This window comes from Clostridium sp. CS1-1, from assembly GCF_056135525.1.
Map to the genome: position 1 here is coordinate 3,943,847 of NZ_CM148680.1, position 26,834 is coordinate 3,970,680.

The following is a 26,834-nucleotide window of genomic DNA, read 5'->3' on the forward strand; positions in this document are numbered from 1 at the left end:
CTAGCTAATCTACACTTGATTCAAACAATACATCAATTGCATTAAAGAAATCTTTATATTTATCATAAATATCTATCTTCTCCTTTGCAAAATCCCTATCCTTTTGCACGTTATCAAGTTTATATTCAAGATATTCTAAGCTGTTACTTCCTTCATAGTTTGGACTTTGTAAATTAATCTCTAGCATTTGCTCTTTTATTATTTCTATGTCTTGATTGTATCTATCTACCGCTTTCCTGTAATAGTCATATCTATAATCGGAATACACATAGTTTATTTTATTTATTATCTTTTCTCTTTGTATTGGTTTGGTATTTGATAAAAGCTGTGATTCTAAGTCCTTGATCTTATTGTTCATATCTTCTTTTCTAACTATATCCGCTATCTGATTACTAATATTCTCTAGATCATAGTTTAAGTTTCTTAATTCACTTTGAGAGAATCCTCCTGCAGATATCCTGTAATTAATCCATTCTCTCTCATTATTAAGATTTCTTAGTTCATCATCATAGGCACCACTATCATAAGAATGATAAAGAATTCTATATTTTAATAGATTATAATTGGTATACCCATAAGCTACCTCAAAGTCATTAAGCTGACTTTTTATTTGCTTATTTAGTTCTTCATCAGAAGAATAGATAGAATCTGTATCTAAGTTTAGTAAAGTAAAATCTCTATAATATAGTGAATTGTAATAACCTAGCAAAGCAGTGTAATCTTTTATAGGATTATCCGCTAAATAAAGCGTTTTTAAATTTTTTAAATTTCTTAATACGGATATATCATCTATATCATTATTTCTGGCATTTAAATACCTTAGGCTAGATAAATCTCTTATAGCTTTTATATCACTATCATCTAGCCCGTTATCACTTATATCAAGCTGACTTAGACTTTTTAAGTCTTTGATAAAATCTAGATTTGACACATTTGTATCGCTTATATTCAAAGTCTCCAATTTAGTTAATTCTTCTAAATCGCTCAAACTTGATGCATTTGTCCCCTTTAAATTTAGATTTCTTAGGTTAGTAAGAACTTCTAAATCACTTACACTTCCAAATGTATTTTCGTTATAACTACTATTGCCATTGGAATTGCTTAAGTCTAAGGATTCTAAGGCAGTTAGCTTTTTAAATACATTTTCCGATATTTTATCGTATTCATCATCATTGTCATCTTTATACAATCTTCTAGAATAACCAAAAGTATTTACCTTATCGTTGCTTAAATCTAAATGCTTAAGTTTAGAAAGATTCGAGATAAATGATACATCCTGTATACTGTTATAACTTAAATTTAAATCTTGAAGTTCAGTTAAACGAGTGATTGGGCTTATATCATCTATATTATTGTAGCTTAAATTTAAACTTTTTAGATTAACACAATTTTCAATACCTGATATATCACTTATACCTTGATTAGTTAAATCTAAATCTGTTATTTGTTTTAAATCAGAATAGTATAGTTCTCTATCATGAATTCCTAGTTTATCTCTCATTACCTTTTCAAGATTGCTATCACTAAATTTCACAGTATTATTAGAAGTTGTGTATCCAAATATTTCACTAGCTCTACTAGATGGCATCACCATCTCTCCACCTAGAAAAGTTAAATATTCAGGCGTTACACTACTACCTGCGTTAGGATTTTTGGTTAAAATAAAATCTCTTACCATACTAGAGTTAGAAGGTCCTGATAAAATAATTGGTGATTTAGTTTTAGCAGCTAAAGCAGCACCCGATAATGCATCTGCAAATCCTTCTCCTGAAGCAATGTATATATTGTTTAAGCTAAACAAATCATATTTAGTTGAGTATTGTGTTGCAGAATCATCATCATTATTTATATCATCTACAGATTTTCCTCCCGATTTTTCAATAAATCTCCCTATTATATTTATGTTTCTTGTATATTTATTGTCACCTACAATTCTCTCAACACTCGGAAATTGTTCAACATTTGAACTTCCGCTTCCTATTTGCTCAAATTCTCGAACCACATTATCACTTACAACATCACTATCGCCAGCTACAAATACTTTGTAATTTTTATATTTGCTATCATCCATAGTTCTGTTTAAATTTTTTATATAGTTTTTAACTGAGTCAGGCATTACATTTTTAGGTACTAAGACAACTGGTACTCCCATTGCAGCCGCAGCTGTACCCATAGAAATAGCGTCTGCATAATCTTCTCCCGTAGCAGTAGTTAGAGTATTTACATTCCCGAATTTCTCTGCTATTTTTACAGAAGTTTCATATCTATCTGCACCACCTAATCTTTCCGTCTCTATACTTATAGAATTCAGCTGATGTACAATACTATCATCAATAGATGCTTTTCCACCTATTATAAAAACCTTTCCTACGTTAAGCTGAATCAATTCGTTTAATATAGAAGAATCTATATATGATCTATGAGTTAATAAAATAGGTGCATCATACTTTTTAGCTAAAGGTATAGAGCTTAAAGCATCTGGGTAGTCTTCTCCACAAGCCAAAACTGCATAGTAGGATGTGCTCCACCCCTCTTTAGCTACATTTAAGGATGTTAAGTACCTATCTTGTCCAGAGATTCTCTTTATAGTTGGATATGCAGCATTTACTTTGTGCGATAAACTAAGGCTTAATGAAGCTATTAATATTAATGATAATATATTCTTTTTTCTCTTAATCACTTTCTTACCTCCAAAATTGCTAGTAAGTATAAACAGAATTCTTGGCATCAGATGGAGTTCTAACTCCACCTGATGCTTAGAAGTCGTTATCCAGGGACGTACCCGCCCTTTACTCCCTCTTGGAGAAAAACAGAGAGCCCAAATCTCCGATTTGGTGCGAATCGCTTTCACAGAGTACGAGGGAGTATTAGCGCGGGTAGTCATCGGATAAATTGTAAAAAATATTCTATACTATATAAATATCTTTAAGCCTTATGTGTATCTAGTGTTAACCTATGTTAAAAGTATTCTTTTTTATTATCGTACAAGTTTATGTAATAATTAATATATAAATTATATTAAAAGTTCTGTTTTAAATTATTATAGATACCCAAATTAGAAAGTCGACTTATTCGGAGAGACGTAATACCAATTTGAGGATAGATTTAAATATTTTTTAGTAGTCTTAGCGAAGGATTTATGAAAAACTTAGAATCTTAGATTGTCTGAGCGTCGGCGAGTTATCGAAGATTCTTAGTTTTTCGTAAATCCTGAGCTTTAGACTTCTTAAAAATATTTAACGTACCGAAAATTGGTATTATTTCTCGGAGGATAAGTCTACTTTCGGTGTTGCTTATCTATATTGTAAAATTTAATCTTTTACTTATACATCATGAAACTTTGAAATAACTAGATACATTTTGGCATTATTCATCCTTATTATATAATAAATAGTCGAAAAATAAAAATAAACCTTAAATCTGTTGATAATACAATTTATTCCATTAATTAATCATGTCATCTCTGGCAAAATCAATAATGAAAGTAAAATTTACATAAAATCTTCTAATCAACTTTAAGGTTTATTTTATCTTTTTACTGTACTTTTTATAAGTTTTTAAATTCTAATATAACCCATTAAAAAAATCTGTTTTAACATAAGACTGAAACAAATCTAATGCTTGCTGTTCACTTATTTGTCCATTAACTAACTTACGGTGGAGTATATAAAGGTTAGCATTCATTTCAGGATCTACACTTTTTGTTTCTTTCATCTTTTGGAGTATTTTTTCTTCCAAAGATAATCCACCTAAGCTTGTTTCGTCCTCTAAGAGCTTTACAAGTGTTTCTGCTTCTTTTTTAATACTTTTATCTTTAGTAGTTAATCTTATAGTATGCAATCCGGACTTAATTTTATCTATAATTTCTTTTTTAACAAGTATTTTTTCATCATTTCCCAAATCTAATTACCACCTTTTGTTATTAAATATGCTCATGTTTATTTAAACTCAACACATTACATGCTTTCATTTTATCAGTGGAATTAGTTTTATGTCAATGAAGTATAAAAAATTAACACATGAAAAAGCTACCACTAAACGCTACCTTTATTACGCTTCAAAATCTACTTAAATGAGCAAATTTATTTTAAATTCTTAAAACTAAACTACATTTTCCTTTTTACTATCTAAAAATTTAAAGCTATCTGCTTCTACTTCCGTAACATACTTTTTAACACCTTCTGAATTAGTGTAGCTTCTGGTAGCAATTCTTCCACTTACACCAATGAGTTTTCCTTTGGTTAAATACGGATGAACTTTATCTCCATGATTACTCCAATATGATACAGAAATAAAATCTACTTCTTTTTCTCCATCTTTGCTTGAAAACCTTCTGTCTACTGCCAAAGTTAATTTAACCAATCCTCTTGCGCTACTTTCTGGTTGTATAAGTTCTGAATCTCTTGTAAGTCTTCCTATAAGAACTACTTTATTCAAGTTTTCGCCCTCCTAAACAACATTTTCTATAATTATGTCCAAGTTAGGAAAGTTTAATCACTGTCTACATCCACACTTATCACAAAATTGTGCCCTTTTATCTATCATCTTCCCACAGTTTTTACATTCTTTTTTATCCTTTAGTTTTAAAATCTTCTTCTTTATTTTCTTGACCTCTTTTTCAATTTCTTTTATTTCTTCACAATATTTTAGTATTTCCTTAGCATTATTGATATGAAGGTCTCCATCTTTGTAGTTATTATATACTTTCTCGCCAATCTTTAAGTATATTTCATCTATATTTTTTTTACAGGATGCCATTTCTAAGGATAGTTCTGAGTATTCAATAAGACTTTGCGACTTCTTAGCAGCAGCCTCCGCCCCTTCCCCCAGTGAAATTTTAAAGATCTTCATTTTATCTCCTAGTGACATATGCTTCGCTCCCTAATTTTGTTTATATTTAAATATATTCAAGTTATTAGTGAAGTGTTATACATATTTTATATATCCGAAAAGAAGTAACAAGTTAAATATGCTAATCAATTTCTTCGATTATGTTGAAAGTATTTATGTATATCAGAAAAGCCCTAATAGCTAGGTAAATATACTAAATTCTCATAATAACCGGCATAAATTAGCTAGTTTAATAAATCTAGTGTCTTCATAATAATTGAAAACTTAAAAAATTTGGCATACAATGTTAATATATGATGATTTTATACTTGTTTAGAATACTGTGTCTTGAATGGATATTTAGATTAAGTTTGACGTTAACATAGAAAGGTGGGTATGTGCATTAAGTATTAATTATTATCTTAGTGTATGGATATTATGAAAATAAAAAACTTCCTATATCTTTTTATAGTTATTACACTTTCACTGTTATTAATATCTTGTGATTTTAAACCTAGTGATACTGCAACAAATATCTCCACAACTGAAGTAGAAGGAGCTATGTTAAGTTTTATTAATTCATTAAAAGAAGGAGATTTTAAAGCTGCTTCTGAATACTTAGATAAAAGCAATGATATTTACAATAGTGAGTTAACTTTTAATAGTTCCTTACAAGAAACTATTCTTAAAAAAGAATTTTCTAGAATAGAATGTAAGATACTGTCGATTTCTAATAGTAATAATACCCCAAAATTAGTATTAGAAATTACTTCACCTGATCTTTTGGCTATTTATAATGGAGTTATGTCAAAATCCCTAGAGGGATTGATAGAAAAATACTTAAACAGCAATAATGACGAAAAACATACAGCTAAAAATGAACTAAAAAAAGTAGCAATTGATTCCGTAAATAGTGCATTAAATAAGGATTATTTTCCTAAGGTAACTAAGATTGTAAAGGTTAATTTATCTGAAGTGAATGGAAGGTGGATTATTAAACCTAATGATGATTTTTTATACGTTTTGACAGGGAGAATGCCTCAGCTACTTAAGAGCATAAGGTAAAATGAGCTATTTACATGAATTAACTTTTAGATTAATAAAATATAACTACATTTGCTAAGACCTCCACCTAGAACTTAATAGGTGGAGATCAATTTTTTTGCAACATATTAACTGGTTATTAATGAAATTTCAGCTTACTTTTTATAACAAACTATACTACATTTCTGTTAGGTAAAATTTCAGTCCAGTATCCATCTGGGTCAGCTATAAAGTAGAGTCCCATTCCCTTATTTTCATAACAGATGCATCCCATTTTCTTATGGTGCTCATAAGCACCATCAAAATCATCTGTATGTACAGCCATATGTATTTCATTATCTCCTAAGTTATAAGGCTCTTTTCTATCACAAAGCCATGTTAGTTCTAATTGATACTCTTTAACTCCATCTCCCATAAATACAAGTGTAAAACTCTTATCCTCTGGTTGATATCTTCTTATTTCTTGAAAACCTAGTGCTTCCTTATAAAAGGCTACGCTCTTTTCAAGGTCAAATACATTTATATTATTGTGTCCAAAAGTAAATTTCATTGTTTGTTTCCCCTTTCATCCATTTTCTTTTTATTATATACTAAGGCATCTCAAGAAAATTAACAAGTAAAAGATGCGACGTTTATTTTATATTAGACAAGGTCACCTGTCAATGCATTAAACTAGAATACTTGCTAGTTATTCCTTTAAAGAAGCCTTAAACTCAATATTTTAAAACTCACTACTTTACAACAATCTACTGGATGAATAATGTAAAGTTCATCAATACATAGTTCTTAAACTACCTTGCTTTGGAAATAAAATGCTAAACAACTATTGTAAACTTATCGACATTATACCATAATAATATATAAACAGATAAATTCCCAATAAAAAATAGAGGTGACTAATTATGGGTAAATCAAAAATAAAAATACACTACATATATCACAGTGGCTTTGCTGTAGAAACCCTAAATTACTTTTTAATATTTGATTATTACATAAATCCTAAGAAAGATGATGGCTTAACCACCTGTAAGCGGTTTGAATTAGAAGAATTTATCAAAAACAAAAACAATATTCTAGTTTTTTCTTCTCATAGTCACGGAGATCATTTTAACCCTGAAATACTTGAATGGCAGTCTATTAATCCAAATATAAAATATATCTTAAGCAGTGATATTTCCATTCAAAACTGGAAGGAAAACTATTATAAGCTTTCACAATACGAAGAGTTAGTTTTGGCAGATAAAGCTACTGCCCTAGAGAAAATCTATATAAAAGCCTATGGTTCAACCGACCTCGGAATCTCATTTTTAGTGAATGTAGATGGAGTAAGTCTTTTCCACGCTGGCGATCTAAACTGGTGGCATTGGAAGGATGATCCTAATGAAGAACAAAACTTAATGGAGAAAAACTTTAAAGAAGAGGTATCTAAAATAAAAGGAGAGAAAATAGATGTATCTTTCTTTCCTGTAGACCCAAGGCTAGAAGAATATTACAGTTTAGGTGCAGAATATTTTATTAATGCACTAACCCCTCAAATATTAGTCCCTATGCATTTTGGAGATAATACTTATATTTCTAGAGATTTCGCTGAAAAGTTAAAGAATTCTTCAACTAAGACTGTCGTGATAAATTATTCAGGAGAAGAGCTACTATTATAGACTTATGTTAAGGGTTAGGGGAGGCAATTAACTCCCCTAACTCAAATTTTGTATTTAATACTTCAACTTATATTATTTGAGTTATTACTAAATTTGTGCTTTTTACTAAATCTATTTCGTATGGAGCTACATTTTGTTTCGTAATAGAATCATGTATAATTCTTATCATAGGTCTATCTGGGAAGTTTTCATTTTGTTTTACTACATATCCCTCTATTCCATTTGAAAGTTTAACACAGCAACCTAATGGATATACATAAAAGGCCTTTCTAAAGTTTTGAACTACTTCGGCATCAAACATTGTGCTGCTTCCGCCTAGTATTAACTCATATGCATCATTAGGGCTAAAAGCTTTTTTGTAATCTTTAATATTTGTTACACCATCATAAACATTGCTAACAGAAATTATACGAGCATATTTATTTATTCCCTTACCTTCTAAACCATAAGGATATCCTTTTCCATCTACTCTTTCATGATGCTGTTGAACCGCCTTAATTACATTTTCTGGTATTCTGACATTTTTCTTAAGTATCATTGCACCTAAATATGGATGTTCCTTATATTGCTTTAAATCTTCACCTTGAAGCTGATTCTTTGGTTTTTCAATCAAATGTCTTGGTAATGCATTTTTTCCTATGTCATGAAGGATTGCAGCTAATCCTAATTCCTTTATTGAAGAACTGTCAAATCTCATAGCATGACCAATAATAGCGGACATAACACAAACATCTATACTGTGTACATATGTGCTGTTACTGTGTGTTTGAATATCATATAAACTTTTGTTTACATCTGGATTTTCAGCAACATAGCTTACTAAATCTTCTATAATCTTTATATAATCATTCATAGCTCTTTTATCTGAAACTACTGAAGTATTCTTAACTATTTTTGACATACTTTCTAACGTAGTCTGCTTCAATCTACTAATAGTTTCATCTTCTACTTCTACATCTTCTAGCCTTTCATCCTCTACATATACATAAAACACTCCCATATCTTTCATTTTATTGATATAGCCTAAAGTTAGTTGCGTTCCAGCTTTTAGGAGTATTCTACCATCATTTGTGAATATATTTTTACCTAGTACTTCATTTCCCTTTAACCTATTTATTAGTTCAAGTTTCATAATTCACCTCTAAAATTTTAATTTTATATGAATATAATATACCATATACTGATTAATTTCAATTTAGTTATATTTTTTTTAAAATTTATAACTGCTATTTAGAAAATATTGTACCAATCGACAAATCACTACATTAAAACCTTACCTTACCTTACCATATGGTTATGTAAATGAGATTAATATCTGCTTTGTATAAAATATTGTCCTAATTAACTTTATTTAGCCATTACAGTTATAATTTCTTTCAATTTTCAGTTATGATACTATTATATTGAAGGGAACCTAAAATTAGGTTCCCTGAATATTTCACTATATAAACAGAGTTCTTGGCATCAGATGGAGTTTTAACTCCACCTGATGCTTAGAAATCGTTATCCAGGGACGTAGCCGCTCTTTACTCCCTCTTGGAGCAGAGGGAGTATTAGAGCGGGTAGTCATCGGATAAAAAGTTAACAGCATATTTCAATCTCGTTCAGTAGTTAACTAATTCCAGAACCAGTTATCTTAATAATTGTAGAACTCCTTGTGGTTGCTGATTAGCTTGAGCAAGCATAGCTTGAGCTGCCTGTGCTAAGATATTATTTTTACTGAAGTTCATCATTTCCTTAGCCATGTCAACATCTCTAATTCTTGATTCAGATGATGTTAAGTTTTCTGATGATGTTCCAAGATTAGCTATGGTATGCTCTAATCTATTTTGAAATGCACCAAGTTTCGCTCTTTCATCTGATACTGTTTCTATAGCATTATTTATAACGGTTATTGCAGTTTCAGCCCCTGTTTGGCTGGAAACATTAATAGTATCAAGTCTTAAGGATTTAGTAGACATTTCATTAATATCTATATTCATTGTTTGCCCCTGATTTGCACCAATATGGGATACTAACGAACTATCACTCACAGCATCCTGCGCTTCTTGGGTTACATTAAAACCACCAAAAACCTTATTAAAGCCAGCAACAGTTGCAGTATCTGTAGCAGATTTCTGTGCTGTAAACTTTAAGTTTGAGATATCTTTTGTTGATCCTTCTGTACCTTGAATGCTTACTTTACCATTTGTAACATCTAATGAAACTGTTGCTCCCTTGAAGGCATCTAGATTCCTTAGTGAATTTTCAAGATCTGCTAAGGTACTACTATCACCTACAGTTAACGTTGTTTCGAAAGTAGTTCCATCTTGAGTACCAGTAATCTTTATTATATTTCCTGACTGAAGCCCTAAATTATTTCCATCTGCATCTGCAAGGTCACTTAGTAATGTGGAATTCGATATTATATTATCAACTGCATCTACACCTGATGATTCTACATTTACTCCTGCAGCACTTACATTAGCAGTTACTGGATTAGCATCACTTACAAACAATGCATCTTTGCCAGCACCATCAGCGATTGAGAATGCAGTTCCTCTAGCGTTACTTGTTATCAATAGTGTGTCTACACCTGAAGCAGTGGTTGAAGTGTTAACAGTAATTGCTCCAGTTCCAAAAGCAGTATCAAGCCTACTCTGAAGTGCCTTAATAACAGCATCTCTTGAACTTTCTGTAGTTGTTAATGCACTGTTTGTGTTAATACCATCTGCTCCTGCCAAATCAATTGCTGCAGTTTTATTGCCAAGTGTTACACTTAGTTTTGTTGCTCCAGCTGCTGTTAAATCTACGCCTGCTGCTAGATTAACTGATCCTGTCAATTGACCTGCATAGCCAGTGTAACCTAACACACCTAAAGCACTTTCGTTAGCAGAGGTTGGATTAGTAATTTTAACTGAAGATGAGCTTCCAGTTGAATTAGAAACAAATTCTATCTTGCCACTTCCGTCATCGGATAGTTTAGCTGTAACTTTTCCAACTAAATTATTATTAGAATTAATTTGATTATTAACTTCAGTAACAAGCGCATCTCTTGTAGAGTAATTTCCAGCTGATAAAACTATAGTCTGATTATCTCCTCCATCTACTGAAATATTGAACTCATCATTAGCTCCTGATGATATAAATGTCCCAGCATTAGTTCCGTTAACAGTATTTGTACCCTTTGTATTCACATTTGCTGCATGGGCGTCGTCTGAAGCTGTTAAGCTAGTCCCAAATAAATTTGCGGAACCATCATTTGCAGCAGTAGTTGCAGCTGCAACTTTAAATTGACCAGTACCAATATTAGATGTCAGCTTAAGATGTCCATTTCCATCATCTCCAACTTTTACAGCTCCTTCTCCTACTCTCTTATCTAATGCTGTTTGTAGTGCTGTTTTTAACTCGGTAAAACTATAGGTGTTAGTAGCTGTGAGCCCGCCGTCTGCAATAAGAGATATATCTGCAAAGGTACCATTTGTAGCATCATCACCTATAACTAAATTAAACATAGAATCTGTTGTTGCAACTGTTATTCCACCTGATAAATCCACATTCCCTGTAACTGTAGTTTGTTTACTATCAAAGCCCATTGCCTCTACAGCACCTTTATTTCCAGTTGCTGTAGTTGGAGCAGATATACTAACATCTAAAGTTGAGCTACTTCCAGTAGTTGCCGTAGTAAACTTTAAATGATTATCAGAAGTTAGTGTAGCTATTGCCTGATTAAATTGGTTAGGCCAATCAGTACCAACTTTGGTTTTTACAGCAGAATTAATTGCATCTACAAATTGCTGTCTAGTATAACCCTCAGTTGTACTAGCCGCTATTGTTACGTCTGAATAATTAACACCATTAATACTAATATCAAAAGTATCATTTATTCCAGTTTGTATTATAGTCCTTTCTGCTAAAGCATCCCCAGCAGTAGAAGAATATCCCTTACCAGTAACTGCTGCTGTCGCACCGCTTAAAGCCATTGTTAATCCGGCTTTTGAAGTCCCTGCTATTGCAGCTGTAGTTGCAGAATCAAATTTTGCAGAGGAGGACACTGTTCCTTGGGCAGATTTAGCAGCACTCAAGCTTCCATTTAATAGTTTTTTAGTATTGAACTCCGTATTTTCAGCAATTCTATTTATTTCAGATTTCAACTGAGAAACTTCTTTTTGCATCTGTGATCTATCAGCATCTGTTGCAGTATCATTAGATGACTGAACAGCTAATTCTCTCATTCTTTGAAGTATTGAGTGGGTTTCGTTTAAAGCACCTTCTGCTGTCTGAATTAATGAAATACCATCCTGAGCATTTCTCCCTGCCTGGTCAAGCCCTCTTATTTGAGCTCTCATTTTTTCAGATATAGCTAGTCCAGCTGCATCGTCACCTGCTCTATTTATTCTAAGACCTGAAGAAAGCTTTTCCATTGACTTTCCTGCAGATTGAGTATTTCCTGTCATATACCTGTGTGCATTCATAGCATTCATATTGTGGTTTATAATCATAAGTTTACCTCCCTGAATTTTTGGCAGTACACTTCCTTGTGAACTGTGATTTAAGCAGCAATAGTTTTGATTTTGCTGCTATGTAGAGGTAACTTAAAACTTTCTGCCTCAAGGTTGCCTTTTATAATTTGTTGAAAGTTTTGTTTGAGAGATTAGATTTGTAAAGGATTCTTTGTATTTAGAAAGGCTATTATTTGATGAAAAAAGTAATTTGAAAAAGAGATGTTGAAAAGGAAATGATGAAAAAATGAGATTAGATTGATGTAATGTTGTATGCAATCATATCCTTGTGATATACTAATTTTCAAGGAGTGATTATTTTGGAGCTTCATGAAAAATTAGGAATTAAAAGAGATTTATTGATACAAATTGAAAATATAATTTCAAAATGTACTAATGTAGAAAAGGCATTTGTTTTTGGCTCAAGGGCTCGAGGGGACTATAAAGAAACATCTGATATAGATATAGCTATATCAGGAAATAACATTACCTCTAAAGAACTAAATATCATAGAGGATAATATGAATATGATTAATACTTCGTTAGATTTTGATATTATTTATTTTGAGAAAATATCTAAGAAAGAACTTATAGATAATATAAAACGTGAAGGAGTTGAAATTTATGCTAATAGACAGAGTTAAATATAGATTTAATGATTTTCAAAATGCCCTTAATAGGCTAACAGAAGCTGTTAAGTTAGATGGTAAAAGCGATATAGTTGTAGATGCTGTAATTCAAAGATTTGAGTTTACCTTTGAACTAGGCTGGAAGCTTATGAAGGCTTATTTAGAATTTGAGGGAGTAGAGGATGCACAGACCCCTAGAAGCACCATTAAGTCTGCTTTTAAGTATAACCTTATTGAAAATGGTGATGGGTGGATTGATATGATGATTGACAGAAATAAGACCTCTCATGTTTATGATGAAACTTTAGCTTTAGATATTTATAATAATATAAAATCTCACCATGTGATTTTACTAGAGAAACTTGCAAAAAAATTTCACGAAATTATATAATTATAGACTTAGAATAATTTCATTCTAAGTCTATAATTATAATGTATTACATTTTTCTCCCAGTGCATTATTTAGCAGTTCTTTTCAATCATAAAATAAAGTTTCAACTTCCTTGCCATAGCCATGCTTTTCAAAAAATTCTATAAGAGCAATCTCAAATATTTCCCTCTGAGAAATATTATTTTCTTCACTATACTCCCTAATCATTTGATTTAGTAAGTTAGACATATGAACTGACTTAGTGATAAAAGTTCCTTTAACTCTGTATCTTGGCAACCCTTTTTCTGATGAATTTCCTACTTGTAGAAAGTCAAATAACCTTTCTTTATTTTGTTCTAATGTCTTCAAAAGCGATAAATATCTTTTTAACAAAATCATATCCGCATTTATATTATCATTATTTTCAGAGCTACAAACATCCGATTTTTCACTATCTTGTAAATCATTATTTGTACTTTGCTGTTGCACATAATTAATATTAAAGCCTATATTAGTATCTAATGGGTAATTGGAAAAACTATCTTTGTTAACAACCTCAGTTAACCGATAGTTATTAATTATATCATCCCAAATATAACCCATAGATTTCATGTATATAGCCATTTCTTTATAATCACTAAATTTTGCAATACTAGCAACAGTTTTAAAGTCATACTTTTCTTTAGAAAATAAATGCATGATCTGCTCAGCCTTACCTCTATTTTTATCACTATAGTTTACGTTATCCATTATTTCTTTCTTAACACAATCTTTAAATCCATTGTTACCTGATTGAGAATAATCCTCGCTTTTATCCTCATCTTCTTTAAAGTAACTTTTTAAAAATTTATTCCATTTGTATCCCTGTCTTTTTAAGAAAATGTCCATACTTTTATATGTCGAGTAACCAAGCTCTTTGGCTATTTCATCCCTACTTTTATTTTTTTCTAAACTTTCAATAATAAATCTTATTTTTTCTTCATTTGCTATATGCCTAAAAGATGATACTTCCATATACTTATCATTCCTTTAATATTATTAAACTTATATTTGACAAATCACTAAAATTATTTATCTTTAATGAAACTAAATTTCTCAAAGCAAAATTTAACTTAACCTTTTCATCAGCTCTAATACATAAGTATTACAATAGAAAATCGCTGTAATTTAGCTGTTGTACATCCATCCCCCCAATAGAAAGCTGACTACAACTATATATTATTTACAGCATCCTGTAATTGTGAAAAATCTGTATGCGTGTAAATTTGAGTAGTTTTTAGGTTTGAATGTCCAAGTAACTTTGATATGTTTACTATATTTACATTTTTAGCAACCAACAAACTAGCAAAAGAGTGCCTAAAGGTATGGGGTGTAACCTTTTTACTCCAGCTTAACTCTTTTCTAGTTTTACTTATGGCATGTTCAAGAGTTACTAGAGATAACTTTCCTGTTTTTGAAGTAGCAAAAAAATAATGGGATTCTACTTTCCAATTACTTATATAGTCTAAGAATAGTTCATAAAGTTTATCACAAATAGGTATTATTCTTGACTTTGCACCTTTTCCTAAGTAGATGTGAATTACTCTTTTTTGTAAGTCTACATGTTCTACTTTTAGATTTGTTAGTTCAGATATTCTCATTCCAGTGTAAAACATAGTAAGAACTGCAAGTTTGTATAGATTATTCCCTAATGATTCCCCAAATTTTATTACTTCTTCTTCAGTTAAATACTGAACTTCTCTATGTGGAATTTTTATTTTCTGAAGCTTTGGACCTATATCTTCTGATATGAGGCTTTTTTTATAGACATAACTAAAGAAAGCTTTAAAGCTTATTTGTATTTTATTTCTACTTGTTGCTTGATAGTTTTTCTCTAGTTTAAGCATTAGTAGATATTCTTCTACTTGCAGAAGAGTAAGATCTTCTACATACAGAGGATAATTATACTTTTTTATAAACCATTCATTAAAGCAATTCAGGTCGTACAGGTATCCTTTAATGGTTTTAGCGCTGAGTTCTTTGTTTATCAAAAAATTTTTAAAGTCAGGAAGAGAGTTCTTTAGAAGCATTTTATCACTCTCCTTATAGTAAGTTGAAAAACAACTTTCTTAAATTCATTATTAATCTTTAAGTTTTATTTTATCCGATGACTCCCCACTCTAATACCCCCTCGCACGGTGTGAAAGTGACTCACACAAAACCAAAGATTTTGGTTCGCTACTTGCACGCTGTGAAAGTGACTCACATAAAATCAAAGATTTTGGTTCGCTACTTGCACGCTGTGAAAGTGACTCACATAAAATCAAAGATTTTGGTTCGCTACTTTTCTCCAAGAGTGGGTAAAGGGCGGCTATGTCCCTAGATAACGATTTCTGAGTGTCAAAGACACTAGTAACTCTATTTATCTCTGCTTATTATTCTATGCTTAATATTAACTATTTGTTTATGTATTCTTAGTCATAAAGTTTCTCTACTGATTTATTTATTATTAAAAAACAAAGGGCTTATCAACTGAAATCAATTTTATTTTCAGTGATAAACCCTATTTTGTATGTATTTCTAAATTACTCGATATTAATTTTTATTTTATAACAACGTCTTAAAATTACTCTAGTGAAGCTTTAATCTATTTTACAATCTTTAAGGTTGCTATATTTTCCATATTTCTAGCAGTTACAATCTCCACTGCTGCTAGGTCTTTTCTCATTTCTTCAACTTTTTCTGAAAGATGTATAATATCATTACTTAATTTATCATGCTCAGCTTTATTTACAGTTGCCTTATCCTCAAGAATTCTAAGAATTATACCATGCTCTTGTTGCTGAGTTTTTATTAAATCTATATCGCTTTTCATGTTAGTTATATCGCTTTTTATATCTGAAATATCTCTTTTTATTGGATCTAACTTTTTATCAAGTTTTTCATCAAGCATATCGCTAAGTGCTTTTAAAAGTTCGTTATCCATTTTTTCACCACCATTTATAGTTTAGTGTGTAAGCAAATTGTATCATTTACTTCTTCCAAATTCAACCTACAAAATATTACAGACTATCGCTGCTTCTCTAGGAATTAAAACCGAAAAGTTCCTCTATTTCCTTCTCTCCCATATTAGAAAGAAGTACTTCCTCTCCATTATTCTCATTTATAACATTATTGATAATCTCTTTTTTTCTCTGCTGTATCTTATGAATTTTTTCTTCTATAGTTCCCTTAGCTATAAGTCTTATCACTTCAACCGTCTTTTTCTGTCCAATTCTATGTGCTCTATCAGAAGCTTGCTCCTCTACAGCAGGGTTCCACCACGGGTCGAAGTGAATAACCATATCTGCTGAGGTTAAGTTAAGCCCAGTACCACCAGCTTTGAGGGATATTAAGAATATAGGAATTTCACCAGCGTTAAAGTCTTTAACCATTTCTCCTCTAAATTCAGCTTTAGTACTTCCATCTAAGTACATGTACTTTATGCCTTCTTCTTGAAATCTTTCTCCAATATTTTTTAATACCGAAGTAAACTGTGAAAATAAAAGTATTTTGTGGCCTTGACTTATGTTGTTACCCACTATATCCATAAGTGCCTCCATTTTGCCATTGTCCGCACTATAATTCTCTATAAAAGTAGATGGGTCACAGCATATTTGCCTCAACCTTGTAAGGATAGATAGTATCTTTATCTTACTTTTATTTAAACCTTTATCTCTTATTTCCTCATCTACTTCTTCCTTAGCCTGCTCTAGATAAGCTGCGTATACTTTTTTCTGTTCATCAGTCATATCTACTACGATATTATGTTCAATTTTAGGTGGCAATTCTTTTATAACATCCTTTTTAAGTCTTCTTAAAATAAAAGGTTTAATATGCTTATTTAATTCTTCTAAGGCCTTTGTATTTCCATTTTTAACAATGGGCATTTCATATTTTTGAACAAACTTTCTATGATTCAAAAGATATCCTGGCATTATAAAATCAAAAATTGACCAAAGCTCTGTAAGTGAATTCTCAATAGGAGTACCAGTTAATGCAAAATACCCTTTTGCTTTTATACTTTTTACACTTTGAGCATTTAACGAATCAGGGTTTTTGATATTTTGGGCCTCGTCTAAAAAGCAATATTTAAACTTTATATCTTTATACTCTTCTATATCTCTTTTAATAAGTGCATAGGATGTTATTACTATATCCGCTTCTTCTATTTTCTTTCTCTGTTCTTCTCTTACTTCTTTATTACCTGAAACTACTACACAGTTTAGATTAGATTGGAATTTGTTTACTTCATCTTCCCAGTTATAAACTAAGGATGTGGGACATACTACTAAGCATGGTAATTTTATTTCTCCAGCATCACCTTTTGATATGTTATTATTTAAATTCACATTAGAAGTTAACTCTTCATTTAAAGCTTGTTTTGCCGTTCTTTGCTTGTTTATGTTGGTCTCCTTCAGAGTCTTAGCTTGTGATTTACTTTCTGAATCTATAGCAACTTCTAGTGTTGAAGCCAATTCTGAGCTTTGTTTCCTATCTTGTTCAATCTCTGATGCTATAAAAGCTATAGTTTGCAGCGTTTTTCCAAGTCCCATTTCATCAGCTAGTATCCCTCCAAAACCGCAGTTTGATAGAGTTTTAAACCACTTAAAACCAAATTTTTGATATCCTCTCATAATGTTGTCTAAGTTTTCTGGAATAATATAATCCATTTCTCCTATGTCTTTTATGTTATTTACGAGCTCCCTAAACCTTTTGTTTCTTTCCACAAAAGTAATGTTGTTGTCCTTTAAACTTGCATCTATATAAGCAGTATTATACTTAGAAAGCACTACTTTATCCTTTTCAAGGTCTGAAGTCTTTATATTCAAGTAGTCTATCATAGCTCCCATATGCTGAAGTTCGCTTGATTGAAGAGGTATGAATCCTCCACTTTTTAATCTATAATACTTTCTTTTCTGCTTTAATGCATCAAAAATATTCTTTAATTCCTGTTTATCTACTCCCTCAATATTAAAGCTAAATTCTAGGAGATCATCTTCATTAAGTCTTATTTTAGACTTATAACTTTTTGAATTATAGACTCTTATATCTTTAAAGGAATCAGAATAATATACCTCAGCTATTTCTTGCAACTTGTCTATTCCATTAGCAGCAAAGTCTAGAATCCTCTCTTCATCCTCTAAAATAAAATTATTTTTACTTTTTCCAAAATACCAAGCACCTAAGGTAGCTACAATGTTTGCTTCACCTTCAATATCTCTTACCAAAACTTTTTCATTTTGTCTATCCTTATTCTCTTTTAAAGCATTTATTTCTACATCCCCATACCTAAATAATATTGTTGCTGCTACCGTTTCATCTTGTTTATCAAAGTAAATTTGAGCCTTTAAAGGTTCTTCATAAAACTTATCTTTAATACTTTCATCTACCTCTACTTTTTCACTTATCTTTTTTAAAGCAGGAATTACAAAAGAAGCCAGCTCCTCACTTTCACTCTCATGAAAGGTTATTTTCGTCTTTTTTTCTGATAAAAATGTATTATAAAAAGGTGTATATATTTTTACTTGTTCTTCACTTGGTATATATAGATAATTATTATATAGAAAATATTTTCCTGCTTGAGTTAGCGGGTTTGGCTTAACTGACGTTTGTTCTAATATTATTTCATCTTTATTAGTGTTAAGCTTAAATTCCAGTGGAAAGTTATCTCTTAATATCTTTACCTCAGTATAACTATTGTTATCTATAACTAAATTTATACTTCTATCACCTAATAGATTGAAGAACTTATCCACATTTCCTTCCGTAAGATATGCTTTCTTTCCTGAAAAAAACCTAATAGGTCTTTCCCCATACCTAGTTAAGTCTTCTGCTGCCCTATCTATTTCATATATAGACCGTAGAATATCTACTATACCTTTATCTTCATCTCTAAATTTATGGATAGCTGGATAATATGTAAAGTTCTTACCAAACTGCAATTCTTCTTTAAATTCAATTGCTTCAACAAACTCCCTCATATTTTTTACAACATAAAGTTTTTCTTCTCCTACCTTTAACTCAAGAAATACTGAGCTGCTGTAGTTTCCTCTTTCAACTTCAAGCTTGAACTCTAAATTTAAATCACTGCTTTGAACCTTAGTTTGCGAACTTGTAAGATTGCTTCTTAGCTGGTTGATTAATTTATTATTTCTTCTTATAATTTTATCTCTTAGCATTTTATCTTTCTCTAATACATATTTAATAAGCACTGCAGCTATATGTTTGCAAGGACTATTATAGTTATTGTAGGATGAGAAAGCTCTGCAATTACAAAAACTACTTATGGTTTTGCTGTGGTTTGTAAAGCCAACTCTTACATCATATTTCATCAAAGGATTGGAAGTTGATTTTACCTTCGCTGATATAAAGGTCTTTTTTAAGCCTGTATCTTCATCTGTTTTTACATCAATATCATCTACCTGTCTATTTTGATAATACCGAAGTCCTTTTTCATATGCTCCAATGGGACAGATAGTTTTTACTACTTTTTCATCTATATTAAACAAGTTTTTTCACTCCTGTTTTTGTTTATTTCGTAGATGTTCTTCTACAAATTCTAAATTTCTTTAACTAAGAATTAGATAGAATTGAAGATACATCTACTCCACTATTTATTTTTTATGTTAAATTTATAATTCGTTCTCTATTATATCATTATTGACAATCCGCTTATAGTAAAACAGATTAAAATTAAATTTTATAAGTTTTAGGCTTCCAACATAGTACTGCTAATAATTTAAAGGCACATTTCGGATATATAAATGGCAAAGTACAATATAGACACCTTAATCAATTAAAGATTTATATTCATAACCCCTTATTAATAGGACTTTTACAGACAATGTTTATAATAAAAAATCTCAGAATAAACTTATCTATTCTGAGATTAAAACTAAATTTATTACTTTTTAAATATACCAAAAGGCTTTCCTATAGGTAAAAACACTCTTCCAAAGTGTGGATTTAAAACTGTTGCAGCTGACCCATAAAAAGAAGCCATAGATATTAAAAATTCTGCAACTGCTGCCATTTTATGTGGAAACTCCCCCATGATTCCAAAAGAATCAAGAGTTAATCCTAGGAATAAAAAGTTTATAAGGAAAAATATTATAAATAATACCTTATTAGCTTCCATAGCACCTATTGTCATGAAAATAGTGAATATTAAGTATCCTAAAAATGCAAAACCAAGTTGTTTTGGATCTACTGATTTTGCAAGACTTTGTCCAAATACTCCTGCTTTAATCATCCATGAAGCTGCTACTGCAAACCAGAAAAATGCATAAGCACCAAAAGCAGTTGTTCCAAAAGTATTCTGTCTTTTAGAATCATTAATACATGCAAATAGTTGAGCAAATCCACCTAAAAATATTGCCCAGGGAATAACAAAAGAAACTCCCTCTGTAAATCCAAGTTTTTGAGATGATGCTACAAGTGTTACCATAGCTAGTCCAAATAATCCTAAGGCTGATGGATCACAATTAGCAATTTTAACGTTTTGTGTTTGATTAGTATTCATATGAATCCTCCTAAAAATAATTACTATAAGAAGTTATCAAAATTTATGGTCATTGTCAACGATATTTCGACAAATAGTTACCTTCCAAAATCTTCACAAGAAAACATATCCAATACTATCTAAACATTTTATTTTATAGATTCCAAACTTTTGTCATATACATAAGCTTGTGTGTAAATGTATGCATACACTTTAAATAAATATAAAGTTATTGTACCATAATATATGAAAAAGGTGATAATTCCTTTTCTAAAAATTATATATTATGGGGGGGATATCTAATGCAAAAGTATGAATTAAATAAAAATCTTGCTCAAATGCTTAAAGGTGGCGTAATAATGGATGTTGTAAATCCAAAAGAAGCTGAAATAGCTGAAAAAGCAGGCGCTTGCGCTGTTATGGCCTTAGAAAGAGTACCATCTGATATAAGAAAACAAGGTGGAGTGGCAAGAATGTCAGATCCAAAAATGATCAAGGAAATTAAAGCCGCAGTTTCAATCCCGGTCATGGCCAAAGTGAGAATAGGTCATTTTGTAGAAGCTCAAATACTTGAAAGCTTAGGAATTGATTACATTGATGAAAGTGAAGTTTTGACACCTGCTGATGAAGCTTTCCACATTAATAAATGGGATTTTAAAGTACCTTTTGTATGTGGCGCTAAAAATCTTGGAGAGGCTTTAAGAAGAATAGGTGAAGGCGCTTCGATGATAAGAACTAAAGGCGAAGCTGGTACTGGTAATGTAGTGGAAGCTGTTCGTCATATGAGATGCATGATGGATGAAATTAGAAAGGTAAAAAATGCTTCAGAACAAGAGCTCATGACTATCGCTAAGGAAATGTCAGCTCCATATGATCTTGTAAAATATGTTTGGAAAGAAGGAAAGCTACCAGTAGTTAACTTTGCAGCTGGCGGTGTAGCAACTCCAGCAGATGCAGCACTTATGATGCAATTAGGTTCAGAAGGCGTATTTGTAGGCTCAGGAATATTTAAATCATCTGACCCAGAAAGAAGAGCAAAAGCTATTGTGCTTGCAACAACTTACTACAATGATCCTAAAGTATTAGCAGAGGTTTCAGAAGACTTAGGCGAATCTATGGCTGGTATTGATTTAAGAGACTTAAGTAACAGGTATGCTGAAAGGGGTTGGTAGGATGAAGATAGGAATCCTATCCCTTCAAGGCGGAGTTAAGGAACACATGCATCATGTTTCTGCCTTAGGAGCTGAACCTATTGAAGTTAAAAGCTTAGATCACCTAGAAGGTATCGATGGACTAATACTTCCTGGTGGAGAGAGCACTGCAATAAGCAAGATTTTGACAGAAAGAAATATGACTAATGTACTAAGTGAGAAAATTCTTTCTGGCTTACCAGTTTGGGGAACTTGTGCAGGAATGATACTAATGGCGAAGGAAATTGAAAATGAAGATACTCATCATCTCTCGGTGATGGATATAAAAGTAAAAAGAAATGCTTATGGAAGTCAAATAGATAGTTTCTTAGCAGAAGATATTATTCCAGTAGTTTCAAATGGAACAATTCCACTTGTATTTATACGTGCACCGTATATCTTAAGTGTATGCGAAAAAGTAAGAATTTTGCATAAACTGAACGGAAATATCGTTGCTGCCAAGCAAGATAACATGCTTGTTACATCATTTCATCCTGAATTAACTAATAATCTTAAGTTTCATGAATACTTCTTGTCAATGTGTAATAAGTATATGACTACTAATTAATACTAAAAAATAATCAAACTTAAAAGTATATTATCCAATTTGTAGTGATGATAGCTGAGCTACATAAACATATTTCTTGACATCAGATGGAGTTTCAACTCCATCTGATGCTTATAAACAGAGTTCTTCTTTTGATGATTTCTTATTAATTAAAACCTAAGTCTACAACCAGTTATATGTTCAAACTCCTTTTTTACTCTATCCATAATTTCTAAATTTACATTTTCAATCTTTAATTCTACACTTAGTTCGGATAAATTAAAGGATGGATTTTTCCTTAAGTTTATATTTTCCTTATTGCAAAGCATTAAAGTAATTCTAATAATTTCATGTTGATTTACAGTATCAGATATTTTCATGCCCCAGCCAATCTTTTCTACTATGGCATTTATCTTTCCTTCATATTTTTTTCCTATATTAGGTGATATAAAAGATAGTTCTATGTATTTTCCATCACTGTTATTCTTAATACTCTTTTTATAAGGTTTAAACTCTTCTTCTACGAATTCCTCATCAATTATTCTTAATGCTTCATTCTGCTCTAAAACCTTACTATAATTACTTCTAATAATTTCACTAGAAGTAGTATTTATATTTTCACCTGGGTTTTGTATAAGAAGCTCTAGCCCAGTGCTTTCTTTGAACCTTTCTAATTGTGATTTTTCTAATGCAGCTTCTGAATTTAAAGTAACTATGACCTTTTTATCATCAAGCTTATAGGATATTTTTTTATATTTGCTTCAAATAAAAGCTCTCTTACTAACTCCTCAACAGCATTTATGTTAACTTTATCACTTATTTCTAGCTTCCAGCCTGTTTTTCTTTCAAACTCTTCTGCAGCATTAAATATACTACATCTGGTACCATTGTTCAAATCATTACTTTCTTTTGATATGCTGTAGGCCTCTTTATATGATCTATTGCATTTCTCAGATAGATTAAGGTCGCCTTTCTTTAGTGCATGTAGAAAATTAAAACTTAACGATACTTTTTATCGTTATATAATAAGCTAGCTTTCTTAAAATCACATATGCTAAAATATTGATTAATAAGATCATTCAACTCATTAGGCTTTAATTCTCTTTCTTTAGTATCTTCTTGTACTTGCTCTCTAGTTTTGGCCTTAAACAAAAATAAACAGATTCCACTATAAGTTTTTGAATGTAATTCGAATCTGATTGCTTTGCCTTATTATTTCCTGTCCATATGTATATCAAATCTTCTATTATAAAAAATCTTTCTCCATAATTATCTAACAAGAAACTCCACAGCTTTTCTAAGTTAACTTCGCTTAGTTCCTCTGAAGTTCCAATCACCTGTGGCATTTGCTTTTCCCACTGCTTTCTAGGGTTTCTTATATTAACTTCATAGGTTTCACCACACTTAGGAGCGTATATTCTGCCCCTTACCTCAGAGGATATTTCCCGGGCAAAATTTTCTATTATTTCTCCATCACCATGAACTAAAAATACGTTATTTGGGGTTAACAAGTTTATAAGGGATTTTATTTCTCCCTTGTCACCATGTGCAGAAAGACCTACCTTTTCAACTCTGCATTTTACAGGAATACTTCTTCCGTTTATCTCTAATATTCTCTCATTCTCTTCACTTTCTAATAAATTTAGAAGCTTTCTTCCTGGAGATTCCTCATCTTGATATCCTGTTATAACAATGTATCCATTCTCCATTGAAGCTATTTTTTCTGCGTAATATTGACTTGGCCCACCTGTAATCATTCCTGAACTAGACACTATTATACAGGGTTCTTTATCTTCAACGATCTTTTCCCTAAGTTCCTTTTTATCAACTGAATTATGTTATCATCATAAAAAGGCTCAATACCTCTTAATATCTTTTTAGCTAAAGAGTTTTTTTAGTATAATGGGTTAAACTTATAAACTCTGTTAATATCCTTAATCATTCCATCTACATATATTTTAATATTTTTTATTACCTTTTTATTTATAGCCTTTTTCAGAATCAATAAAACTTCCTGGGCTCTTCCTAGTGCGAAGGCAGGAATAATCATCTTTCCCTTATTCAATTCACATTCTCGCACAAGCTCTAAAAGTCTTTCCTCTTCTACTTCTCTATTTGAATGAAGTCTATCCCCATAAGTAGTTTCAAAAATAGCTGCATCCGGTCTTAGTTTAGGTACCTTCATACCTTCCACTGACCTCTGAGAAAATACAGAAAAATCTCCTGAGTAAAATAAAGACCCTTCAGGAGTTGTAATATAAACACAAGAAGCACCGGCTATATGACCAGTTATGTAAAATGTTATAGTTATATCTTCGAATATAGGAAAATCCACCATATAATTTATAGTAAAAATCCTATTTAGCATGTTTTCTACATCCTGCTCTGCATAAAGAGGAATTTCCGTTTCTCTATTATTCATAATCTTTAAGCTGTCGTATAAAAGTACCTTCATTAAATCCTTTGTCATATTGTTAGCATATATTCTTGCATTTGGGTAATACCATCTATTATTATATCATCTGTAATATCCTTTTCTAGGGCTTCTCTTAATCTACTCAATGCATTTGTGAAATCACATATTCTTTCATCTAACCTTTTCATATGTAACAACACCTTCTCTTGATATATTATCCATATTTATTTTTGCTAATGTTAAATGATTTAAGCCTTTGCCAAATATGCATAAATCTACATCTGAATTATACTTGTTATCTCCTCTAGCCCGCGATCCAAACAATAAAACCTTTTCGACCTCTATATATCTACTAAAAATTGCTTCTAATTCGTTTCTTAACTTATCGTCTATCATTTTCAATCACCTATAATTAAGAATATCTTTTTATTATATCATACTTATCTATATTATTTATATCTTATCCCTCCAATATTTTATGAACTTCCACTTTTTACACTCCTGAAGTCCTTGCGAAAGACCAATAGGATTGAGCTTGCCATTTTTCTGATGCTTAAAACTTATGTAACGTTAATTGAACAAATTCTTTTAGATCTGGCAAATGCTTTTCAATTATTTGTTTTACTATTTTTAAACTTACAGCTTAATAATCATAAACTGCTAATTCTTGTGATAGCATAAACACTTCATAATTACTTATTTCCTTATCACTTATAAAAGCGACATCTATATCACTATCTTCTCTAAAAATTCCATTTACACTTGATCTAAATAAATATATCAAATAGGGTTCTATAGACTTAATGAGAAATTTAGTTATTTATATATGTTATTTCTATCCAAATCCACTTAATTTACCTCATCCTGTATTATAGCAACAATAGCAATAGTTCTTTATATTAACTATTTTACCATATTGTATTATATTTAAACATAAAGAAAAACATAAGCAACCATTCAAGTAGTTGCTTATGCTCCTTCATCTATATTACCGTATTTAATTCGTCTGCTTTCTTCTAATCACTTACTACTTTTCCCAAGTCACAGTTACGTTTGCTTCGTTACAAATCCACTGTTCTGTTTCCTCTATACCTTGCTCCAAAGTAAATTGAGGTTCCCATCCCATAAGTTCTTTTGCCTTTGAATAATTACACTTAAGCTTCATAATCTCACTTTGAGGATGAATATGCTTAACATGATTAACTTTAACTCTATCTTTAGTTATAATCTCTGCTAGTTCATTTACAGTTACATCCCTACCAGTACCTGCGTTAACTATCTCACCATTAATTCTATCAGAATATCCAGCCATAACTACAAATCTTGCACAGTCCTTAACATAGAGTAAATCTCTTGTCTGCTCGCCACTTCCAAATATATTAACATCTTTTCCTTGAAGTGAGTTGTTTATAAAAATAGCTACAACTCCACCTTCTCCATTAGTCTTTTGAAATGGTCCGTATGTATTGAAAGGTCTTATAACCACAGTCGGTAATTTATATGTATTATAATAAGAAAGAACCATATTCTCCGCTGCTATTTTACTACCACCATAAGGTGACACAGGCTTTGCTGGATGATTTTCATCTATTCCTTCTTCCCCTGCTCTGTCGTAAACCATACAGGTACTCATAAATACAACTTTACAAGGGTATGTATCTTCTTCTGGGTCAACAACCCATTCATCTCCATCCATTCTGCTGTTTTTTCCAAACATCTGTATTCTAGTTTTTTCTAATATGTTAAAGGTTCCAGCAGTGTCGTTAAAGAAAGTTGTTCTTGGATCATCAATGCTATCTTGTACGTTTATAGATGCAGCCAAGTGATATACTATATCAAACTTTTCTTTAAAAACTTCATCTAAAATCTTTTCATCCTTTATGTCACCTACAATAAATTTAAAGTTTTCATTTTTAATTTCTTCTATATTTTCAATTCTTCCATTTGATAGGTTGTCTAATGCTACTACACTATGTCCATCATCTAACAATCTTTTTACAACCCAGCGACCTATAAATCCTGCTCCACCTGTTACTAGTATGTTCATATATATCATCTCCCTTTAGCATGTTGTGTGAATATTTTTCTTAATTATTATCCAATACTTTTGTTTAATCTTGTATTAATAATGTCTTTTTTTCATAGTT

Annotated in this window: 25 protein-coding genes and 2 pseudogenes; 6 read left to right on the top strand and 21 right to left on the bottom strand. The window is 31.1% G+C overall.

Translation table 11 applies throughout. The features are described 5' to 3' along the window. Window positions 1–4 precede the first annotated feature (4 nt). From AC0N0V_RS18565 to AC0N0V_RS18580, 4 genes are all read right to left on the bottom strand, one after another. Window positions 5–2,680 (bottom strand): cell wall-binding repeat-containing protein, encoded by a 2,676-nt coding sequence (locus tag AC0N0V_RS18565; protein WP_474460179.1) that lies wholly within the window; start codon window positions 2,678–2,680, stop codon window positions 5–7. 884 nt (window positions 2,681–3,564) lie between these two features. Further along, entirely contained in the window at window positions 3,565–3,900 is a 336-nt protein-coding gene (locus AC0N0V_RS18570) for a hypothetical protein (RefSeq protein ID WP_474460181.1), read from the bottom strand. Between the two features lie 201 nt (window positions 3,901–4,101). Then, window positions 4,102–4,437, bottom strand: a complete 336-nt coding sequence (locus tag AC0N0V_RS18575) for a single-stranded DNA-binding protein (RefSeq protein ID WP_474460183.1) — start codon at window positions 4,435–4,437, stop codon at window positions 4,102–4,104. Between the two features lie 57 nt (window positions 4,438–4,494). Continuing rightward, window positions 4,495–4,869, bottom strand: coding sequence for a zinc ribbon domain-containing protein (locus AC0N0V_RS18580; protein WP_474460186.1), 375 nt, complete (start codon window positions 4,867–4,869; stop codon window positions 4,495–4,497). Between the two features lie 399 nt (window positions 4,870–5,268). Between AC0N0V_RS18580 and AC0N0V_RS18585 the strand changes: the two genes are divergently transcribed. After that, on the top strand, window positions 5,269–5,895 hold the full coding sequence (locus AC0N0V_RS18585) for a hypothetical protein (RefSeq protein WP_474460188.1): 627 nt from the start codon (window positions 5,269–5,271) through the stop codon (window positions 5,893–5,895). A gap of 151 nt (window positions 5,896–6,046) precedes the next feature. Here AC0N0V_RS18585 and AC0N0V_RS18590 read toward each other — a convergent pair whose 3' ends face one another. Next, the gene (locus tag AC0N0V_RS18590) at window positions 6,047–6,424 is read right to left on the bottom strand and encodes a VOC family protein (protein ID WP_474460190.1); all 378 of its coding nucleotides are present in this window, start codon (window positions 6,422–6,424) and stop codon (window positions 6,047–6,049) included. Window positions 6,425–6,776: 352 nt separating this feature from the next. Here AC0N0V_RS18590 and AC0N0V_RS18595 point away from each other — a divergent pair, with 352 nt between their 5' ends. After that, complete coding sequence (locus AC0N0V_RS18595; RefSeq protein WP_474460192.1) at window positions 6,777–7,532, top strand: MBL fold metallo-hydrolase; 756 nt, start codon at window positions 6,777–6,779, stop codon at window positions 7,530–7,532. Window positions 7,533–7,599: 67 nt separating this feature from the next. Here the strand turns inward: AC0N0V_RS18595 and AC0N0V_RS18600 are convergent, their stop codons facing one another. The 3 genes and pseudogenes from AC0N0V_RS18600 to AC0N0V_RS18610 form a co-directional block, all read right to left on the bottom strand. Then, entirely contained in the window at window positions 7,600–8,664 is a 1,065-nt protein-coding gene (locus tag AC0N0V_RS18600; protein WP_474460194.1) for an HD-GYP domain-containing protein, read from the bottom strand. A 499-nt stretch (window positions 8,665–9,163) separates the two neighbouring features. After that, window positions 9,164–9,433, bottom strand: a pseudogene (locus AC0N0V_RS18605) (flagellin); the annotation flags it as partial. A gap of 2,159 nt (window positions 9,434–11,592) precedes the next feature. Then, window positions 11,593–12,013 (bottom strand): annotated as a pseudogene (locus AC0N0V_RS18610) (flagellin N-terminal helical domain-containing protein); the annotation flags it as partial. A gap of 320 nt (window positions 12,014–12,333) precedes the next feature. Between AC0N0V_RS18610 and AC0N0V_RS18615 the strand changes: the two are divergent. Both AC0N0V_RS18615 and AC0N0V_RS18620 read left to right on the top strand, forming a co-directional pair. Then, window positions 12,334–12,657, top strand: a complete 324-nt coding sequence (locus tag AC0N0V_RS18615) for a nucleotidyltransferase domain-containing protein (protein ID WP_474460196.1) — start codon at window positions 12,334–12,336, stop codon at window positions 12,655–12,657. Then, entirely contained in the window at window positions 12,638–13,033 is a 396-nt protein-coding gene (locus AC0N0V_RS18620; protein ID WP_474460198.1) for a nucleotidyltransferase substrate binding protein, read from the top strand. The genes AC0N0V_RS18615 and AC0N0V_RS18620 overlap by 20 nt, the downstream gene beginning before the upstream one ends. Before the next feature lie 84 nt (window positions 13,034–13,117). Here the strand turns inward: AC0N0V_RS18620 and AC0N0V_RS18625 are convergent, their stop codons facing one another. The 5 genes from AC0N0V_RS18625 to AC0N0V_RS18645 form a co-directional block, all read right to left on the bottom strand. After that, complete coding sequence (locus AC0N0V_RS18625) at window positions 13,118–14,026, bottom strand: hypothetical protein (protein ID WP_474460201.1); 909 nt, start codon at window positions 14,024–14,026, stop codon at window positions 13,118–13,120. Window positions 14,027–14,223: 197 nt separating this feature from the next. After that, window positions 14,224–15,081 carry a tyrosine-type recombinase/integrase gene (locus AC0N0V_RS18630; protein WP_474460203.1) on the bottom strand — a complete coding sequence of 286 codons (858 nt, stop codon included), beginning with the start codon at window positions 15,079–15,081 and terminating at the stop codon, window positions 14,224–14,226. A gap of 557 nt (window positions 15,082–15,638) precedes the next feature. Beyond that, window positions 15,639–15,977 (bottom strand): hypothetical protein, encoded by a 339-nt coding sequence (locus AC0N0V_RS18635; protein ID WP_474460205.1) that lies wholly within the window; start codon window positions 15,975–15,977, stop codon window positions 15,639–15,641. A gap of 97 nt (window positions 15,978–16,074) precedes the next feature. Next, window positions 16,075–19,542: an SNF2 helicase associated domain-containing protein gene (locus AC0N0V_RS18640; protein WP_474460207.1), complete on the bottom strand. Its 3,468-nt coding sequence runs from the start codon at window positions 19,540–19,542 to the stop codon at window positions 16,075–16,077. Window positions 19,543–19,937: 395 nt separating this feature from the next. Further along, a complete protein-coding gene (locus AC0N0V_RS18645) occupies window positions 19,938–20,555 on the bottom strand; it encodes an acetate uptake transporter (RefSeq protein ID WP_474460209.1) in 618 nt (205 codons plus the stop codon). A 281-nt stretch (window positions 20,556–20,836) separates the two neighbouring features. Here AC0N0V_RS18645 and pdxS point away from each other — a divergent pair, with 281 nt between their 5' ends. Continuing rightward, the gene (pdxS, locus tag AC0N0V_RS18650) at window positions 20,837–21,706 is read left to right on the top strand and encodes a pyridoxal 5'-phosphate synthase lyase subunit PdxS (RefSeq protein WP_474460211.1); all 870 of its coding nucleotides are present in this window, start codon (window positions 20,837–20,839) and stop codon (window positions 21,704–21,706) included. Window position 21,707: 1 nt separating this feature from the next. Then, window positions 21,708–22,292 (top strand): pyridoxal 5'-phosphate synthase glutaminase subunit PdxT, encoded by a 585-nt coding sequence (pdxT, locus tag AC0N0V_RS18655; RefSeq protein WP_474460213.1) that lies wholly within the window; start codon window positions 21,708–21,710, stop codon window positions 22,290–22,292. 149 nt (window positions 22,293–22,441) lie between these two features. Here the strand turns inward: pdxT and AC0N0V_RS18660 are convergent, their stop codons facing one another. From AC0N0V_RS18660 to AC0N0V_RS18695, 8 genes are all read right to left on the bottom strand, one after another. Continuing rightward, the gene (locus tag AC0N0V_RS18660) at window positions 22,442–22,651 is read right to left on the bottom strand and encodes a hypothetical protein (protein ID WP_474460216.1); all 210 of its coding nucleotides are present in this window, start codon (window positions 22,649–22,651) and stop codon (window positions 22,442–22,444) included. A 332-nt stretch (window positions 22,652–22,983) separates the two neighbouring features. Continuing rightward, window positions 22,984–23,166, bottom strand: a complete 183-nt coding sequence (locus AC0N0V_RS18665) for a hypothetical protein (RefSeq protein ID WP_474460219.1) — start codon at window positions 23,164–23,166, stop codon at window positions 22,984–22,986. 199 nt (window positions 23,167–23,365) lie between these two features. Further along, window positions 23,366–24,043 (bottom strand): MBL fold metallo-hydrolase RNA specificity domain-containing protein, encoded by a 678-nt coding sequence (locus AC0N0V_RS18670; RefSeq protein WP_474460221.1) that lies wholly within the window; start codon window positions 24,041–24,043, stop codon window positions 23,366–23,368. 122 nt (window positions 24,044–24,165) lie between these two features. Continuing rightward, window positions 24,166–24,741, bottom strand: coding sequence for an MBL fold metallo-hydrolase (locus tag AC0N0V_RS18675; protein WP_474460223.1), 576 nt, complete (start codon window positions 24,739–24,741; stop codon window positions 24,166–24,168). Beyond that, complete coding sequence (locus AC0N0V_RS18680; protein ID WP_474460225.1) at window positions 24,738–24,875, bottom strand: hypothetical protein; 138 nt, start codon at window positions 24,873–24,875, stop codon at window positions 24,738–24,740. The genes AC0N0V_RS18675 and AC0N0V_RS18680 overlap by 4 nt, the downstream gene beginning before the upstream one ends. Further along, window positions 24,859–25,083 (bottom strand): nucleotidyltransferase family protein, encoded by a 225-nt coding sequence (locus tag AC0N0V_RS18685; protein ID WP_474460228.1) that lies wholly within the window; start codon window positions 25,081–25,083, stop codon window positions 24,859–24,861. Before AC0N0V_RS18685 ends, AC0N0V_RS18680 begins: the two co-directional genes overlap by 17 nt. Before the next feature lie 247 nt (window positions 25,084–25,330). Next, window positions 25,331–25,471 (bottom strand): nucleotidyltransferase domain-containing protein, encoded by a 141-nt coding sequence (locus tag AC0N0V_RS18690; RefSeq protein WP_474460230.1) that lies wholly within the window; start codon window positions 25,469–25,471, stop codon window positions 25,331–25,333. A gap of 243 nt (window positions 25,472–25,714) precedes the next feature. Then, entirely contained in the window at window positions 25,715–26,734 is a 1,020-nt protein-coding gene (locus AC0N0V_RS18695) for a dTDP-glucose 4,6-dehydratase (RefSeq protein WP_474460232.1), read from the bottom strand. Window positions 26,735–26,834 lie beyond the last annotated feature (100 nt).

What these genes read in the sequence shown, in the direction of transcription:
- AC0N0V_RS18580 (WP_474460186.1), bottom strand. Translation starts at nt 4,869, where the DNA reads ATGTCACTAGGAGATAAAATGAAGATCTTTAAAATTTCACTGGGGGAA.
- AC0N0V_RS18585 (WP_474460188.1), top strand. Translation starts at nt 5,269, where the DNA reads ATGAAAATAAAAAACTTCCTATATCTTTTTATAGTTATTACACTTTCA.
- AC0N0V_RS18590 (WP_474460190.1), bottom strand. Translation starts at nt 6,424, where the DNA reads ATGAAATTTACTTTTGGACACAATAATATAAATGTATTTGACCTTGAA.
- AC0N0V_RS18595 (WP_474460192.1), top strand. Translation starts at nt 6,777, where the DNA reads ATGGGTAAATCAAAAATAAAAATACACTACATATATCACAGTGGCTTT.
- AC0N0V_RS18600 (WP_474460194.1), bottom strand. Translation starts at nt 8,664, where the DNA reads ATGAAACTTGAACTAATAAATAGGTTAAAGGGAAATGAAGTACTAGGT.
- AC0N0V_RS18620 (WP_474460198.1), top strand. Translation starts at nt 12,638, where the DNA reads ATGCTAATAGACAGAGTTAAATATAGATTTAATGATTTTCAAAATGCC.
- AC0N0V_RS18625 (WP_474460201.1), bottom strand. Translation starts at nt 14,026, where the DNA reads ATGGAAGTATCATCTTTTAGGCATATAGCAAATGAAGAAAAAATAAGA.
- AC0N0V_RS18630 (WP_474460203.1), bottom strand. Translation starts at nt 15,081, where the DNA reads ATGCTTCTAAAGAACTCTCTTCCTGACTTTAAAAATTTTTTGATAAAC.
- AC0N0V_RS18635 (WP_474460205.1), bottom strand. Translation starts at nt 15,977, where the DNA reads ATGGATAACGAACTTTTAAAAGCACTTAGCGATATGCTTGATGAAAAA.
- AC0N0V_RS18645 (WP_474460209.1), bottom strand. Translation starts at nt 20,555, where the DNA reads ATGAATACTAATCAAACACAAAACGTTAAAATTGCTAATTGTGATCCA.
- pdxS (WP_474460211.1), top strand. Translation starts at nt 20,837, where the DNA reads ATGCAAAAGTATGAATTAAATAAAAATCTTGCTCAAATGCTTAAAGGT.
- pdxT (WP_474460213.1), top strand. Translation starts at nt 21,708, where the DNA reads ATGAAGATAGGAATCCTATCCCTTCAAGGCGGAGTTAAGGAACACATG.
- AC0N0V_RS18660 (WP_474460216.1), bottom strand. Translation starts at nt 22,651, where the DNA reads ATGAAAATATCTGATACTGTAAATCAACATGAAATTATTAGAATTACT.
- AC0N0V_RS18675 (WP_474460223.1), bottom strand. Translation starts at nt 24,741, where the DNA reads ATGACAAAGGATTTAATGAAGGTACTTTTATACGACAGCTTAAAGATT.
- AC0N0V_RS18680 (WP_474460225.1), bottom strand. Translation starts at nt 24,875, where the DNA reads ATGAAAAGGTTAGATGAAAGAATATGTGATTTCACAAATGCATTGAGT.
- AC0N0V_RS18685 (WP_474460228.1), bottom strand. Translation starts at nt 25,083, where the DNA reads ATGATAGACGATAAGTTAAGAAACGAATTAGAAGCAATTTTTAGTAGA.
- AC0N0V_RS18695 (WP_474460232.1), bottom strand. Translation starts at nt 26,734, where the DNA reads ATGAACATACTAGTAACAGGTGGAGCAGGATTTATAGGTCGCTGGGTT.